This window comes from Gluconacetobacter liquefaciens (assembly GCF_003350405.1).
Taxonomy (GTDB): domain Bacteria; phylum Pseudomonadota; class Alphaproteobacteria; order Acetobacterales; family Acetobacteraceae; genus Gluconacetobacter; species Gluconacetobacter liquefaciens.
On record NZ_QQAW01000013.1, the window covers coordinates 1 to 14,359 of the forward strand.

The window sequence follows — 14,359 nt, forward strand, 5'->3', positions numbered from 1 at the left end:
TTCCGCCCGATGACGCTCCCCGACCGCTTCATCGACCACAACACGCAGGACGCCCAGTATCGCGAGGCAGGCCTCGACGCCACCGCCATCGCAGCCACCGCCCTGCACGCACTGGGCCTCGAAGAGAGCGCCCATCCCCAGCTCAAGGCGACGATCGGACTGAAAGCATGACTGTTATGCGCCGTATGACATTCTCTCTCTCCCTTGCACTCGGCACCGTCCTCGGGGCGGCGCCGGTGGCGCTCCCGCTGCTGCCCGCAGCCCCGGCGCTGGCCCAGTCCGCACCGGCCGCCGCAATCACGGCGCCCGTCAGCGCGCTCTATGCCGCCCTGGGCCAGATCCAGGCCCGCAACAGCGGCAGCTTCGCGCAGCGTACGCAGACGCTCGCCCCGGTGGTCGACAAGGTCTACGATCTCGCAACCGTGCTGCGCGCCTCCGTCGGCCTGCGCTATGCCAGCTTCAGCGATGCCGACAAGCAGCAGCTTGCCGACGTGTTCCGCCAGTTCACGGTGGCCCGCTACGTCTCCAGCTTCAAACCGGGCGGCGACGCGCGCTTCACCATCGACCCCACGCCCCGCCCCTCGCCGGTGGGCAGCGACCAGATCGTGACCACCCATATCGGCTCGGCCGAGGATGCCGACGGCACCGAAATCGACTACGTCATGCGCTCCGGCCCGCAGGGCTGGCGCATCGTGGACGTGTTGCTGAACGCGCATATCAGTCAGGTCGCAGCCCAGAGGTCCGATTTCAGCGCGACACTCTCATCGGGGAATGTCCAGAATCTCATTGCCCTGCTACAGAAAAAGGTGAAGGCGTTCTCTGACGACTGAACGCCCGCCACACCGCCCCCGTCCCACCACCCCTCACCGGAACGCTGATGTCCGCCTTGCAAGCCCTTGTTTCCCCCGCCGGTCTCGCCGCCTTGGTCGCGGCCGCCGGCTGCGTTCAGGCAGGGCTGGGCACCGGATTGCTGGCGCGCTTCCGCTGGCGGGAGGAACGGGTACCACCGGGCGCCTCGCTCCCCCCCGTCACGGTCCTCAAGCCGCTGCATGGCGACGAGCCGCTGCTGGAAGAGGCGCTGGAAAGCTTCTGCACGCAGGATTATCCGCACTTCCAGATCGTCTTCGGCGTGCAGGATGCCGGCGACCCCGCCATCGCGATCGTCCGCCGCCTGCGCCAGCGCCACCCCACGCGCGATATCGACCTGGTGGTCGACCCGACCGTGCATGGCGTCAACCGCAAGATCGGCAACCTGATCAACATGCTGCCCCGCGCGCGGCACGATCTTCTGGTCATTTCCGACTCGGATATCCACGTGGCGCCGGACTATCTGCGCCATGTCGTCCACGCGCTGGCCCAGCCCGGCGTGGGGCTGGCCACCACGCTCTATGCCGGCCTGCCGGCCTCGCGCAGCCTGCCGCGCCTGCTCGCCGCCTGCCAGATCAACCATAATTTCCTGCCCGGCGTGATGCTCTCGCGCTATCTCGGCCGGCAGGATTGCCTGGGCGCCACCATGGCCCTGCGGCGCGAGACGCTCGATGCCGTCGGCGGGCTGAAGGTCCTGGCCCCCCACATCGCCGACGACGCCATGCTGGGCCGCCTGGTGCGCGAGCGCGGCCTGCACATCGCCATCGCCCCGTGCATGACCTGGACCACGGTGGGCGAGGCCAGCTTCGGCGACGTGCTGACGCACGAACTGCGCTGGGGCCGCACGGTCAAGACGCTGGAGCCGGCGGGCTATGCCGCGTCGGCCATCCAGTTGCCGCTGTTCTGGGCCGGGGTCAGCGTCCTGATGAACCCCCATGCATCCTGGACATGGTGGGTCTTCTTCTCCGTGTGGGCCATCCGGGCGGTCTGCGCGTTCTTTACCGACCGGCTGCTGGCCCAGCGCAGCCTGGTTCCGCTTCTGCTCCTGCCGGTGCGCGACTGGCTGTCGGCCGCCATCATGGTCGGCAGCGTCAGCGGCACGCGCGTTGCCTGGCGTGGACAGACGATGCATATCACACCACATTCGGCTATAGCGCCACCTACCCATCCGGTCGTGCCGGGCGAATAACCGCCCGCCACGACATCAACAGACAGACCGAGAAGACGGCCGTGCCGGGCCTGTTCTCCCCACGTCCGAGGATCAGCGTACCATGACCATGTTGAGAACCCTGTTTCTTCAGCCCCCCTCCTTCGACGGGTTCGACGGCGGCGCCGGCTCCCGCTACCAGGCGAAGCGCGAGATCCGGTCGTTCTGGTACCCCACCTGGCTGGCCCAGCCCGCCGCCCTGGTCGAGGGCAGCCGCCTGATCGACGCCCCCCCGGCGCGCATGGGCATGGAGCCGATCCTCGACGACGTGCGCAACCGCGACCTGGTCATCATGCACACCTCCACCCCGTCCTTCGCGTCGGACGTGAAGGTGGCGCAGATGCTCAAGGACGCGAACCCCAAGCTCAAGATCGGCATGGTCGGCGCCAAGGTCGCCGTCCAGCCCGAGGAAAGCCTGCTCAAGGGCGGCCCGGTCGATTTCGTCGCCCGCAACGAGTTCGATTTCACGATCAAGGAAATCGCCGAAGGCCGCCCCTTCGCCGAGGTCGACGGCATCTCCTGGCGCAACGAGGCCGGCGAGATCGTCCATAACCGCGACCGCGCGATCATCGAGAACATGGACAGCCTGCCGTTCGTGACCGAGGTCTACAAGCGCGACCTCAAGATCGAGGACTACTTCATCGGGTACCTGATGCACCCGTATATCTCGATCTATACCGGCCGCGGCTGCAAATCGCGCTGCACCTTCTGCCTGTGGCCGCAGACGGTCGGCGGCCACCATTACCGCACCCGCAGCCCCGAGCATGTGGCGGCCGAAATCCGTCTGGCGAAGCAGTATTTCCCGCAGGTGAAGGAATTCTTCTTCGACGACGACACCTTCACCGACGACCTGCCGCGCGCCGAGGCTATCGCGAAGGAACTCGGCAAGCTGGGCGTCACCTGGTCGTGCAACGCCAAGGCCAATGTGCCCCGCAAGACGCTGGAAGTGCTCAAGGCCAACGGCCTGCGCCTGCTGCTGGTCGGTTACGAGAGCGGCAACCAGCAGATCCTGCACAACATCAAGAAGGGCATGCGCGTCGAAACGGCCCGCGAGTTCACCAAGAACTGCCACGAGTTGGGCATCAAGATCCACGGCACCTTCATCCTCGGCCTGCCGGGCGAAACGCGGGAAACGATCCAGGAGACGATCAAGTTCGCCACCGAGATCAACCCCCACACGCTCCAGGTCTCGCTGGCCGCGCCCTATCCCGGCACCTTCCTGCACAAGCAGGCGACCGAGAACGGCTGGCTGGACGAGAGCAACGCCGAGCTGATCGACGAGAACGGCGTGCAGATGGCTCCGCTGCACTACCCCCATCTGTCGCATGAGGAAATCTTCAAGGGCGTCGAGGAATTCTACCGGAAATTCTATTTCCGCGCCCCGAAGATCGCCTCCATCGTCAACGAGATGGTGCGCAGCCCGCAGATGATGAAGCGCCGCCTGCGCGAAGGCGTCGAGTTCTTCCAGTTCCTCAAGGATCGCCGCGCGGCCTGATTCAAGGGCTTTGCCCTTGACCCACCAAAGGGCAGTCGCCCTTTGGAAACCCATTCGTGGAGGGCGGGGCCGAAAGGCCCTGCCCGGTCCCGAGCTACACCGCTTACCGGATCGCACCATGAAGCAGGTGATCATCTCCGCCGACGATTTCGGTCTGTCGGAAGAGGTCAACGAAGCCATCGAGATCGCCCATCGCGACGGGCTGCTCTCCACCGCCAGCCTCATGGTCGCCGGCCCGGCGGCCGAGGACGCCATCGCGCGCGCCCGCCGCCTGCCCGGCCTCCATGTCGGGCTGCATCTGGTGGTCATCGAAGGGCCGGCCATCCTGCCGCCCGCCGAAATCCCCCTGCTGGTCGATGCCAACGGACAATTCCCCTCCGACCAGCTCGATCTGGGCATCCGCTATTTCTTCCGCCCCGACGTGCGCCTGCAACTGGCGCAGGAGATCGAGGCCCAGTTCGCCGCCTTCGCCCGCACCGGCCTGCGGCTGGACCACGCCAACGCACACAAGCACATGCACCTGCACCCTACGGTGGGCAGATACCTGATCGAAAGCGGCCTGCGCCACGGCCTGCAAGCCGTCCGCGTGCCGCTGGAACCGCCCGAACCGCTCATCGCGGCCGGCACCTATAACGATTCGATGGGCTCGGCCGCCCTGCGCCGCTGGACCGGCCTTCTGCGCCATCAGGCCCGCAAGGCCGGCCTGCGCACCAACGACTGGTGCTTCGGCATCGCGTGGAGCGGCCACATGACCGCCGACCGCGTCGCCGCCCTGGCCGCCCACCTGCCCGAAGGCCTGTCGGAAATCTATTTCCACCCGGCCACGGCCAAGGACGCGCTGCTGCAAAAGCTGATGCCGACCTACGACCACCAGGGCGAACTGGCGGCCCTATGCAGCCCCGGCTTCCGCGCCGGGCTGGCGCATTGCCACGCCATCCCCACAAGCTGGTCCAACTGATTCCGCCTGCGCGGCACCCTCGCTGACCAGCCCCCATTTTCCGTCAGGCTCCCAAACGGATCAGCGGGCATTCATGCTATGCTCTCTCCGCAAGGGAGATGACGATGCGCTTTCATTCCGCCGCACATGGGCTCTTTCAAGCGTCGAGCTACGCCGGCCACGCCGCGTCCCATGCGTTCGCGGGCCGCATCGTCCACACGATGTACAACGCAATGCTGTATTCGACCCTCTACCGGATCATGCGCCACGTTCCGTTGCCGATCATGATCGTGATCGTCGTCGTGGTCATTCTGGTCGGCTACAACCGCGCCCAGAACACAGGCCGCGCCCCCTGGTAACGCCATCACCGCTCAAAGAACAACGAATCGGTTTCCAAAGGCCGCCGGCCTTTGGCGGGGTCCGGGGCAGAGCCCCAGCCTCCCCCGCCGGTCAAAGCCTCAGATGCTGCTCTTGACCCATTCCTTAAGCTGGCTCTTCGGCAGCGCCCCGACTTTCGTCGCCGCCGGCTTGCCGTCCTTGAACAGGATCAGCGTGGGAATCCCGCGCACGGCATAAGCGTTGGGCGTATTGGGGTTGTCGTCGATATTCACCTTGGCAACCGTCAGCTTGCCCTTGAACTCGGCGCCGATCTCTTCCAGCGCCGGGGCGATCATCTTGCACGGGCCGCACCATTCGGCCCAGAAATCGACCAGCACCGGCCCTTCGGCCTTCAGGACATCGCTTTCGAAAGTGGCATCGCTGACGGCCACGGTATTCTCGCTCATCACATCACTCCTCGGGCTTCGTTGGCGGCCCTCTGCCTGCACATGGCGCCGGACCACCGGGATTCAAGTTACGGTCCGTCCGGCACCGCGTCGGGCGCATGCCGCAACAGCAGCGAATCGGGCAACGGCATAATCCGGACCTCCTCGGTCCAGACAAGGGTGCATCGAACCGGCCGATCAGGATAGAGGGCAGCCATCAGCGCCCGGTACGACGCCATCTGGCGCAGATACAGCACCGATGTCGACTCCACGTCCTTCGGCGGCAGCCGGTTGGTCTTGAAGTCGCACAGCAGCACCGCGTCCGGGCAGACGACCATCCGGTCCACCTGTCCCACGATCACGCTGCCCCCGGCTACACCCGCCACCGGCTGCTCCGCCCGGCTGCCGGGGCCGAACAGGGGGGCCAGCGCCGGCTCGTCCATCACCGCCAGCACCTGCCCGGCAATCCGCGCCTGCTCGGCCGGGTCCAGCCCATTGCCCGGCCGCGCCAGCCAGGCCAGCGCCACCTCCCGCCGCCGCGCGGGCGGATGATCGGGCAGATATTGCAGCAGCGCATGCACGATCTCACCGCGTCGCAACGCCTGCTCGCGCGCGGCCGGCCGCCGTGCCTGCGCAATGGCCAGCGGCGAGCGCACGGCCGGCTGCGGCCCCAGCGGCGCATCGTCCGGCCGGCTGGGCACCAGCGGCCGCATCAGGGCCGCTTCCACCGGCGGCGGCGTGGCCTTCCACCCCGGCGCGCTGCCCATCCAGTCCGGCAGCGCCGCCGGCACGGCCTCGGCACGCGCCGCCCGCTTCTCCGTCGAGGGCACGGCCGCCGGCGCCTCCAGCACCAGCCGCGTCCCCTCCCAGCCCAGATCGAACGGCCGTTCCTCCGCCCCCGCCTGCTCGAACCCCTGCCGGCACAGGCTATACCAGCAATCCTCGGCCACGGTGCGCTTCTGCTGCCAGCCACAGACCACCAGCCGGTCGCTGGCCCGCGTCAGCGCCACATAAAGCAGCCGATGATATTCCTCGGCCGCCGCCTCGCGGATCGTGCGCTGCAATGCGCCGGTCACGTCCACACCCATCTCGGCGCGCGGCACCCACACCGGCACCTCCAGCCCGGAGACGTCATCGCGCCCCCAGACGATACCGCCATCGTATTTCGCGGCCCCCACCGTGTCGGGCAAAATCACCAGCCGCGCCTGCAATCCCTTGGCGCCATGGGCGGTCATCACCCGCACCATGTCGGCCGCGGCGTCGGGCTCGCGCTTCACCGTTTCCTGCGAGGCCCGCAGCCAGTGCAGGAACCCCTGAAGCGACGCCGGATGCAGCGATTCATAGCGCAGCGCGGCCGAGAGCAGCTCGTCCACCGGCTCGGCCGCCTCCGGCCCCAGCCGCGCCAGCAGCCGCGCCCGCCCCCCCAGCGTCCCCAGCGCCGTGGAAAGCAGCCCGTAGGGCGAGGCATAATCCACCTGCCGAAACAGCGTCTCCAGCATGGTCCACGCCGCCTGCCATTCCGGCCGCTCCGCATGCCGCCGCCGCAGCGCGGCCCAGAGCGGCTGCTCGCCCCGCCCGGCCGCCAGCGCCATCAGGCTGTCATCCGACACCCCGCCCAGCGGCGAGGTCAGCACGCAGGCCAGCGTCAGATCGTCCTGCGGCAACAGCAGCGCATCGCACAGCGCCATCAGGTCCTGCACCGCCACCTGATCCACCAGCCCGGTCCGCACCAGGGTAGCCACCGGCACGTCATGCGTCTTCAGCGCCCGGATCAACGCCCGCACGAAGGCCGAGCGCCGGGGCACCAGCACCAGCACGTCACCCGGCGTCAGCGGCGCTTGCCCCGGCTCGGGCGGCCGGCGCAGTTCGGCGACGATCCACGCCGCCAGCGCATCCGCCAGACGCTGCGCCGCCGTGGACTGCCCCGCATTCTCGCGCGGCGCCCGCCACGGATCGGCCTCCCCCCCGTCATCCTCCACCGGCATCAGCGGCCACAACTCGACCCGGCCGCCCTGCCCCGGCCGCGCGGACAGATGCACCGGCACCTCCCCACCCGGCTCCACCAGCCCCCGTGCCGCGTCCGGCAGGGCAAAGACGGCATCGACCAGATTCAGCACCGGCGCGGTGGAGCGGAACGAAACCGTCAGCGCCGGCTCCTTCCACGGGCTCCCCGCCTCCTCCACGCGCTGGCGGAACCGCGCCCGCCACAGCCGGAATGCCTCGGGGTCCGCCCCCTGAAACGAATAGATCGACTGTTTGTAATCCCCCACGGCAAACAGCGTACGCGGCGCCGCATCCGGCTCCCGCGCCCCCGCCCCGGCAAAGAATTCCGCCGTCAGCCCACCCGCGATCGCCCACTGGTCGGGCGAGGTATCCTGCACCTCGTCCAGCAGCAGATGATCGATGCCGCCATCCAGCTTGTACAACACCCAGGCCGCACCGGGATCTTTCAGCAGATCCAGCGTCCGCTCGATCAGATCGTCATAATCGACCAGCCCCTGCCCCCGCTTGCGGTCGCCGTAACGCAGCAGCACCGGCACCGCGACATCCAGCAGCGCCATGCTGGCCCGCAGCAGGGCAATGGCCCGGCATTCCTCGTCTATGGCGATCACGCGCCCGGCCTCGGCCACCAGCGCGTCGCACACCCCCTCATGCTCGGCGTCGAATTTCGCGCTCAGCCCCCCGCGCTTGCGCGGCTCGTTCTCCTTCGTCACCAGCGCCGCGCGCCACACATCCCAGCGCGCGGCCCGCCCGTCCGGCGGCAACGCCAGCCAGTCGAGCATCCCCACCGCCGTACGCCGCGCGCCGGCCGGCCCATCCTCCGCCACCACCCGCAGCACAGCGCGCAGATGCGCCTCGTCCGGCGGCACGCAGGCGGCATGACGCAGCGACTCTTCATCGCGGCTCCGCACCCCCAGCACGCGCATCATCGCGGCCTCGACGCCGGCACGATCCACCGCCAGCCGCTCGACCACCGGCCGCAACCGCCGCATCTGCGCCTGCAAGCCGCCGACCAGCGCCGCGAACGCCCCCACCATCACCTGCCCGGCCAGCAGCGCCACGGAATCGCCGCCCGCGCCGACCACCGCTTCCACGGCCTCGCCCAGCGCCATCCGCGCATCGGCATCCTCGACCAGCGTGAAATGCGGGCTGATCGCCGCCTCCACCGGAAAACGCCGCAACAGCGACTGGCAGAAAGCGTGAATGGTGCCGATCCGCATCCCCCCCGGCAGATCGAGCACACGGGCGAACAGTTCCCGCGCCGCCCGCCGCGCCGCCTCGCCGGGCGGCACCGACAGCGCCGCCAGTTCGCGGTCCAGTTCCCCGTCAGGCAGCGTCACCCACCGCCCCAGCCGGTTCTGGAGCCGGATCGCCATTTCCGCCGCCGCCGCCTTGGTAAAAGTCAGGCATTGGATGCGCGACGGGTCCGACCCCGGCAGCATCACCCCCTCCGGTCCCACGCGCGGCAGCATCAGCCGCAACAGCCGGTCGATCAGCAGCTTGGTCTTGCCGCTCCCCGCCGAAGCCGAGACGAAAACCGAGGCTTCCGGGTCCGAAGCCTCGGCCTGCCGCGCATTGGCCAGCCCGATCGCATCGCGCGAGGTCACGTTCATGGCGCGGCCTCGTCGCGCGCGGCACTCCACTCCGCCACCCGCGCCAGCCGCGCATAATCGGCAAAACGTGGGCTCTCACCGGGGTGCGGATGCGACAGATAAGGCTGGTCCGGATCGTCATACATCGCAATCAGCCCCCGCAGGCTTTCCCACGCGCCCTCGATCAGCGCGGCCAGCGCGTCCCCCTCGGCCAGCGGCAGGATCTTCCCGGCCTCGGCCCCGCCGGTCAGCCGCCAATAGGCCAGTTCACGCGCCGGCCCCGCCAGTTCCGGCCCGAAAGCCCCGCGTTCGGCCATCGCCGCCTCCAGCACCAGTTGCGACGACCACCCCGCCACCACCGTCTTGCGGTTCGGCAACGTCCCGGTCTTGTAGTCGATCAGCACCAGCGCCCCCGCCGCATCGCGGTCGATCCGGTCGGCCCGCCCGCGCAGCAGGAATGGCCCGCCCGGCAGGTCGTTCAGCGTCGCCTTGCCGCTCTGCTCGGTGCGCGTCAGCACGATCGGCGGCCCCTCGCCGGCCGCCCGCGCGGCCTCGGTGGCGATCACCCAGGATGCAATCCGCTCCAGTCGCGGCGCCCACCACGCCGCCAGCGCCGGCCGCAGCCGCGCCTCGGCCAGCGCCTCGGCAAACAGCGCCCGCAACCCGGCCTCGTCCGCCCGCTCTCCCGCCGGCTGGCGGCACCAGCGATCCAGCGCGGCATGCACGATGGTGCCGTAATCGGCCGCATCCGCCGGCTCCTCGATCTCCTTCAGCCGGCGCAAGTCCAGAATATGCCGCGCATGGATCGCATACGGGTCGCGCATCCAGGTCTCGATCTCGGTAATCGTCAGCCGGCGCGGCCGCCAGTCCACCGGCGGGCAGGGCCGAGGCGGCGCCACCGGGCGCGGCGCCTCCACCGGCCGGTCCAGCCGTCCCAGCCACGCCAAAGCCGGATGCGCCGGCACCGCCTGCCCCCGCCCGGCGAGAAACGCATCCAGCCGCACCAGCCACCGCGCCGGCACGGTCGGCGCCCCGTCCCGCCGGCCGGGCACCGACAGCACGACCTCCCCCGCCGCACAGCCGCAGGCCACGAAATCATGCGCCGCCTGCCCGATCGCCCGCTCGGGCGAAGGCAGGCCCACCCGCGCCCGCATCGGCCGGCTCATCCACGGCCCCGGATCGGTCGCCGGCGGCCACACGCCCTCCACCAGCCCACCGAGCACCATGGTCTCGACCGACTGCAACCGCGCTTCCATCAGGCCCCAGATAAAGATGCGCGGATGCAGCGCATGCTCGCTCCGTCCCCGCAACCCGCGCCGCGAGCGTACGGACAGCCCACCCATCGAAGCGGTCAACACCCCTTCCAGCACCCACCCCGGCTGCGCCGGCAGCACGTCGCAGAACGCCACCATCCCCGCCAGATGCTGCCCCAGCGCGTTCCCGTCCTCACCCGCCCACAACCGGTCGGCACCCGATTTCTCGTCCGTCGCGGCCAGCGCCTCCGCCGCCGCGATCAACCCGGTCAGCAGATCGCCCACCGGCCGGCTCCCCGCTGCGCCAAACTCCAGCACCGGCGCCAGACACCGCTCCAGCCGATCGACGAACCCCGCCAGATCCTCCGGCGCATCCGGCCGATCCGCCAGCGCGCCATGGGCATCATCCCGCGCCGCCGCCAACCGGTCGCGCAACCCCGCGAATCCCGGCCGAGGCGCCGGCCCCCGCAGCAACGCCCGCTCCAGCAACCGCGCCGAAGCACGGCACGCCCCCGGCGCCAGCCCGCAAGCCGCCAGAGGATGCTTCAGCAGCGACAGCAGCGCCACCGGCGACAACCCGCCGGACGCCGCCCGCGCCAGCAGGCGCAGGAACACGGCCGGCGGCGTCGCATGCAGCGGCTCGCCCGCGCTGTCATCCGCCACCACGCCCCAGCGCGCCAGTTCCACCGCCACCCGCCCGGCCAGCCCCCGATCCGGCGTTACCAGCGCCGCCCGCCGTCCCGGCGTCACGATCGCCTGCCGCAACACCAGCGCGATCGCGGCAGCCTCCTCCTGCTGGTCGGCGGCCCGCAGCACCGACACCCCGTCCAGCGCCACCACGCCCTCGTCGCCCAGCCAGTCACCCAGCGCCGCCGCCGGCAGCAACGCCCGCGCCAGCACCCCGCCCCGCGCCGCTGGGCAGGACACGGGCACCTCCGCCGTTCCCTCCCACACCGCCAGATCGGCCCGCGTCCGCTCCAACCCGCCCAGCAACCGCGCCAGCCCCGCCTGCGGATGCCCGTCCGGCAACGCCGCCCAGATCGCCTCGTCCAGCGACAGATCCACCCACGGCAGCACCAGCCGCCCCCCGGCCCGGCCCAGCACCGCATCCAGCACGTCGCGCACGGCCGGCACCGCATCGGTAAATCCCACGGCCCACAAACGCGATTCCGCATCCGGTGTCGCACGCCAGCGTTCCGCCTGCGCCCGCAGCAGCGCCACCTGCCGCGCCGCCGGATTCATCACCCCCTGCTCAGCCAGCCACGCCGGCCACACACTGGTGACGATCGAGAGAAACCGCAGCGTCTCCCGCCAATGTTCCGCAAAATCCCCATCCGCCGCCAGCGGCAGCGTCTCGGCCAGATCGCACTCCGCCCACTCGGCATCGTCCATCAGCTCGGCCAGCGCCCGCGCCAGCGGCCAAGCCTGGTCCAGCGACAGAACCTCCCCGAACGCATCCCCCGCCCTCAGGATCAGCAGCGCCAGCGTCGCCAGCCGCCGCAGCGGCTCGACAGCAGGCGGCAGATCCAGCGCCATATCCCCCGACAGCGCCAGCCCGGCCTCGTCCAGACTCCCCAGCGGCGCAATCCGCGGCAGCAAAAGCGGCCGCCCATCCGCCCGCCGCAGAAACGCCTCGGTCAGCGCACGCGCGGCGCGACGACTGGGCAACAGGATCAGCCCGTCACCACTGCGTTGCGGATCGTCCTCCACCCCCGCCATCCAGCGTGCCGCGATCTCGTCCAGAAACGGCACATGCGGCGGAACGGTGGCAATCAGGCTCACGACGCGGCGTCCCGCTCGGCCGCATCCGGCTCCCGCGCCAGACGCAGCGCCCGCGTCGCCGCCGGCAGATCCTCCGGCCGGGACAGATGGCACCACACCGAATCATGCACGATCCCGTACAGCCGCCCCCGCGCGATGGCGCGATCCCAAAGCAGATTCAGGCTGAACGGCCCCGGCGGGGCATCGGCGAACAGGGCCGGCGTCGCCAGTTGCACACCGGCAAAAACGTAGGGCGTCACCATCCCCGGCTCCGCCCGGCACAGCCGCCCGTCCGGATCGGAGGTAAAATCCCCCTGCCCCACCGCCCCCACCGCCAGACTGGTCCGCGCCAGCAGCAGCAACGCATCCATCCGCGCGGGGTCGAACGCGGCGGCCAGCCGGCGCAACGCCGCCACCGGCCCGTTCAGCCAGAGGGAATCGCCATTCAACAGAAAGAACGGCTCCGGCCCCAGCGCCCCATCCCGCAACGCGGCGGCGGCGCTGCCGCCACTTTCCAGCAACGTCTCCTCGGCCCGGATCGTCACATGCGGCCCCCGCCCGGCCTCGGCGCGGGCACACAACGCGGCACGCACCTTGCCGGCCTGCCAGCACACATTCACCACCACCTCCGGCACCCCGGCCGTCTCCAGCCGGTCCAGCACATGGTCCAGTATCGGGCGCCCATCCACCGTCAGCAGCGGCTTGGCCGTCTCCTCGGTCAGCGGCCGCATCCGGCTGCCGGCGCCGGCCGCGAACAGCATCGCCTTCTGTGGCATCGCAATGCTCATGCCGACCTCCCCGCCGCCAGTCCGGCCCATACCGGCCGTCCGTCCCAGCCTTCGATCCGCGCCCCGCGCGTCTCCTCGCCCGTCACCGACAGCGTAATCCGCAGCGCATCCGCCGGCGCCAGCGCCCCCAGCCGATCGGGCCATTCCACCAGCACGATGCCCTCGCACGCATCGTCCCAGCCCAGTTCATGCAGCCCCTCCGGCCCCGCCAGCCGCCACAGATCGAAATGCGCGATCGCCCCCCCCGGCGCGTCGTAACTCTGCACCAGCGTATAGGTCGGGCTCGGCACTTCCATGTCAGGGTCCCCACAGGCCGCCCGCAGGAAAGCGCGGGAAAACACGCTCTTCCCGGCCCCCAGCACCCCGGAGAGCAGGATGGCATCCCCCGGCCGCGCCGCGCCGGCCAGCCGCCGGGCCAGGTCCTCCGTCGCGTGCTGGTCGGGTAAATCGATGGTCAGTTCTTGCATCCGGTCATGATGCCCACCGCCCCGGCAGGGGCACAAGACCCCGTTTTCCCCGCCCTCCTATCCGCCCATCTTGCACTCGGCGAAAACAGACCGCACAACCGAAGCCCTGATCGTTCAGCAGCGCAGCAACACGGAACCGACATGACCGACGCCCCCACCCTCTCGACCGATGTCGCCATCATCGGCGCCGGCCCCACCGGCCTGTTCGCGGCGTTCGAATGCGGCATGCTGAAACTGGATTGCGTGCTGCTCGACGCATTGGACAGCATCGGCGGCCAATGCGCGGCCCTCTATCCGGAAAAGCCGATCTACGACATCCCCGCCCACCCCGCGATCGAAGGCGGCGCGCTGATCGAGGCCCTGGACCGGCAGATCGCCCCCTTCGCCGTCCCCCGCCTGCTCGGCCGCCGGGTCGAGGGGCTGGAGGGCCATCGCGGCGCCTTCACCCTGCGCACCGACAAGGGCGACGTCATCAGCGCCCGCGCCGTCATCATCGCCGCCGGTGCCGGCGCCTTCGGCCCCAACCGCCCGCCGCTGGCCGGGCTGGAGGGCTTCGAGGCCACGGGCGCGGTGCAGTATTACGTCCGCCGCCGCGCCGATTTCACCGGCACCCGCATCGTCATCGCCGGCGGCGGCGATTCCGCCATCGACTGGGCGCTGGCACTGAAGGACGAAGCCGAGAAGATCTTTCTGGTCCACCGCCGCGACCGTTTCCGCGCAGCACCCGAAAGCCTGCGCCAACTCGACGAAGCCGTCGCCGCCGGCCGCATCGAGAAGATCGTCCCCTACCAGCTCCACGGCCTGCACGGCACCAACGGCACGCTGCACGGCGTGGAAGTCGCGACGCTGGACGGCGACACCCGCGTGCTGGAAGCCGACCGCCTGCTCCCCTTCTTCGGCCTGTCGACCGATCTCGGCCCGATCGCCCAATGGGACCTCGACTCCATCCGCAGCACCATCCCCGTGGTGCCCTCAAGCTGCGAGACCTCGCTGCCCGGCGTGTTCGCCATCGGCGACGTGGCCACCTATCCCGGCAAGCTGAAACTGATCCTGCAAGGCTTCAGCGAGGCCGCCATGGCCGCCCACGCCATCCACCCCATCGTGCGGCCCGATACCGCGCTCCATTTCGAATACTCCACCAGCAAGGGCGTGCCCGGCTGACCCACGACACACCGCCGGGGGCCGGCCGCGCGCCGGCCTTCCGGAGATTTTGATTTCCCGCCGAAC

11 protein-coding genes are annotated in these 14,359 nt (G+C 70.1%); 6 read left to right on the top strand and 5 right to left on the bottom strand.

What is annotated here, in order from left to right; translation table 11 throughout:
* Positions 1 to 167: 167 nt before the first annotated feature.
* The 5 genes from C7453_RS16415 (at position 168) to C7453_RS16435 (ending at position 4,865) form a co-directional block, all read left to right on the top strand.
* Positions 168 to 830, top strand: coding sequence for an ABC transporter substrate-binding protein (locus C7453_RS16415; protein WP_114728997.1), 663 nt, complete (start codon positions 168 to 170; stop codon positions 828 to 830).
* A gap of 47 nt (positions 831 to 877) precedes the next feature.
* Positions 878 to 2,056: a bacteriohopanetetrol glucosamine biosynthesis glycosyltransferase HpnI gene (hpnI, locus tag C7453_RS16420; protein ID WP_114728999.1), complete on the top strand. Its 1,179-nt coding sequence runs from the start codon at positions 878 to 880 to the stop codon at positions 2,054 to 2,056.
* 88 nt (positions 2,057 to 2,144) lie between these two features.
* Positions 2,145 to 3,569, top strand: coding sequence for a hopanoid biosynthesis associated radical SAM protein HpnJ (hpnJ, locus tag C7453_RS16425; RefSeq protein WP_114729125.1), 1,425 nt, complete (start codon positions 2,145 to 2,147; stop codon positions 3,567 to 3,569).
* 118 nt (positions 3,570 to 3,687) lie between these two features.
* Positions 3,688 to 4,527, top strand: a complete 840-nt coding sequence (gene hpnK, locus C7453_RS16430; RefSeq protein WP_114729001.1) for a hopanoid biosynthesis-associated protein HpnK — start codon at positions 3,688 to 3,690, stop codon at positions 4,525 to 4,527.
* Between the two features lie 104 nt (positions 4,528 to 4,631).
* On the top strand, positions 4,632 to 4,865 hold the full coding sequence (locus C7453_RS16435) for a hypothetical protein (protein ID WP_141288988.1): 234 nt from the start codon (positions 4,632 to 4,634) through the stop codon (positions 4,863 to 4,865).
* A 99-nt stretch (positions 4,866 to 4,964) separates the two neighbouring features.
* Here C7453_RS16435 and trxA read toward each other — a convergent pair whose 3' ends face one another.
* From trxA to tsaE, 5 genes are all read right to left on the bottom strand, one after another.
* Positions 4,965 to 5,291, bottom strand: coding sequence for a thioredoxin TrxA (gene trxA, locus C7453_RS16440; RefSeq protein ID WP_114729005.1), 327 nt, complete (start codon positions 5,289 to 5,291; stop codon positions 4,965 to 4,967).
* Between the two features lie 68 nt (positions 5,292 to 5,359).
* Complete coding sequence (gene addA, locus C7453_RS16445; RefSeq protein ID WP_114729007.1) at positions 5,360 to 8,884, bottom strand: double-strand break repair helicase AddA; 3,525 nt, start codon at positions 8,882 to 8,884, stop codon at positions 5,360 to 5,362.
* The gene (addB, locus tag C7453_RS16450; RefSeq protein WP_114729009.1) at positions 8,881 to 11,898 is read right to left on the bottom strand and encodes a double-strand break repair protein AddB; all 3,018 of its coding nucleotides are present in this window, start codon (positions 11,896 to 11,898) and stop codon (positions 8,881 to 8,883) included. Before addB ends, addA begins: the two co-directional genes overlap by 4 nt.
* Entirely contained in the window at positions 11,895 to 12,665 is a 771-nt protein-coding gene (locus C7453_RS16455) for a nucleotidyltransferase family protein (protein ID WP_114729126.1), read from the bottom strand. Before C7453_RS16455 ends, addB begins: the two co-directional genes overlap by 4 nt.
* Positions 12,662 to 13,132, bottom strand: coding sequence for a tRNA (adenosine(37)-N6)-threonylcarbamoyltransferase complex ATPase subunit type 1 TsaE (gene tsaE, locus C7453_RS16460; protein WP_114729011.1), 471 nt, complete (start codon positions 13,130 to 13,132; stop codon positions 12,662 to 12,664). Before tsaE ends, C7453_RS16455 begins: the two co-directional genes overlap by 4 nt.
* A gap of 141 nt (positions 13,133 to 13,273) precedes the next feature.
* Between tsaE and C7453_RS16465 the strand changes: the two genes are divergently transcribed.
* Complete coding sequence (locus C7453_RS16465) at positions 13,274 to 14,293, top strand: NAD(P)/FAD-dependent oxidoreductase (RefSeq protein ID WP_114729013.1); 1,020 nt, start codon at positions 13,274 to 13,276, stop codon at positions 14,291 to 14,293.
* Positions 14,294 to 14,359 lie beyond the last annotated feature (66 nt).

Bases quoted from the DNA above. Each gene is read 5' to 3' on its own strand.
- C7453_RS16415 (WP_114728997.1), top strand. From the start codon at position 168: ATGACTGTTATGCGCCGTATGACATTCTCTCTCTCCCTTGCACTCGGC.
- hpnI (WP_114728999.1), top strand. From the start codon at position 878: ATGTCCGCCTTGCAAGCCCTTGTTTCCCCCGCCGGTCTCGCCGCCTTG.
- hpnJ (WP_114729125.1), top strand. From the start codon at position 2,145: ATGTTGAGAACCCTGTTTCTTCAGCCCCCCTCCTTCGACGGGTTCGAC.
- hpnK (WP_114729001.1), top strand. From the start codon at position 3,688: ATGAAGCAGGTGATCATCTCCGCCGACGATTTCGGTCTGTCGGAAGAG.
- C7453_RS16435 (WP_141288988.1), top strand. From the start codon at position 4,632: ATGCGCTTTCATTCCGCCGCACATGGGCTCTTTCAAGCGTCGAGCTAC.
- trxA (WP_114729005.1), bottom strand. From the start codon at position 5,291: ATGAGCGAGAATACCGTGGCCGTCAGCGATGCCACTTTCGAAAGCGAT.
- addA (WP_114729007.1), bottom strand. From the start codon at position 8,884: ATGAACGTGACCTCGCGCGATGCGATCGGGCTGGCCAATGCGCGGCAG.
- C7453_RS16455 (WP_114729126.1), bottom strand. From the start codon at position 12,665: ATGAGCATTGCGATGCCACAGAAGGCGATGCTGTTCGCGGCCGGCGCC.
- tsaE (WP_114729011.1), bottom strand. From the start codon at position 13,132: ATGCAAGAACTGACCATCGATTTACCCGACCAGCACGCGACGGAGGAC.
- C7453_RS16465 (WP_114729013.1), top strand. From the start codon at position 13,274: ATGACCGACGCCCCCACCCTCTCGACCGATGTCGCCATCATCGGCGCC.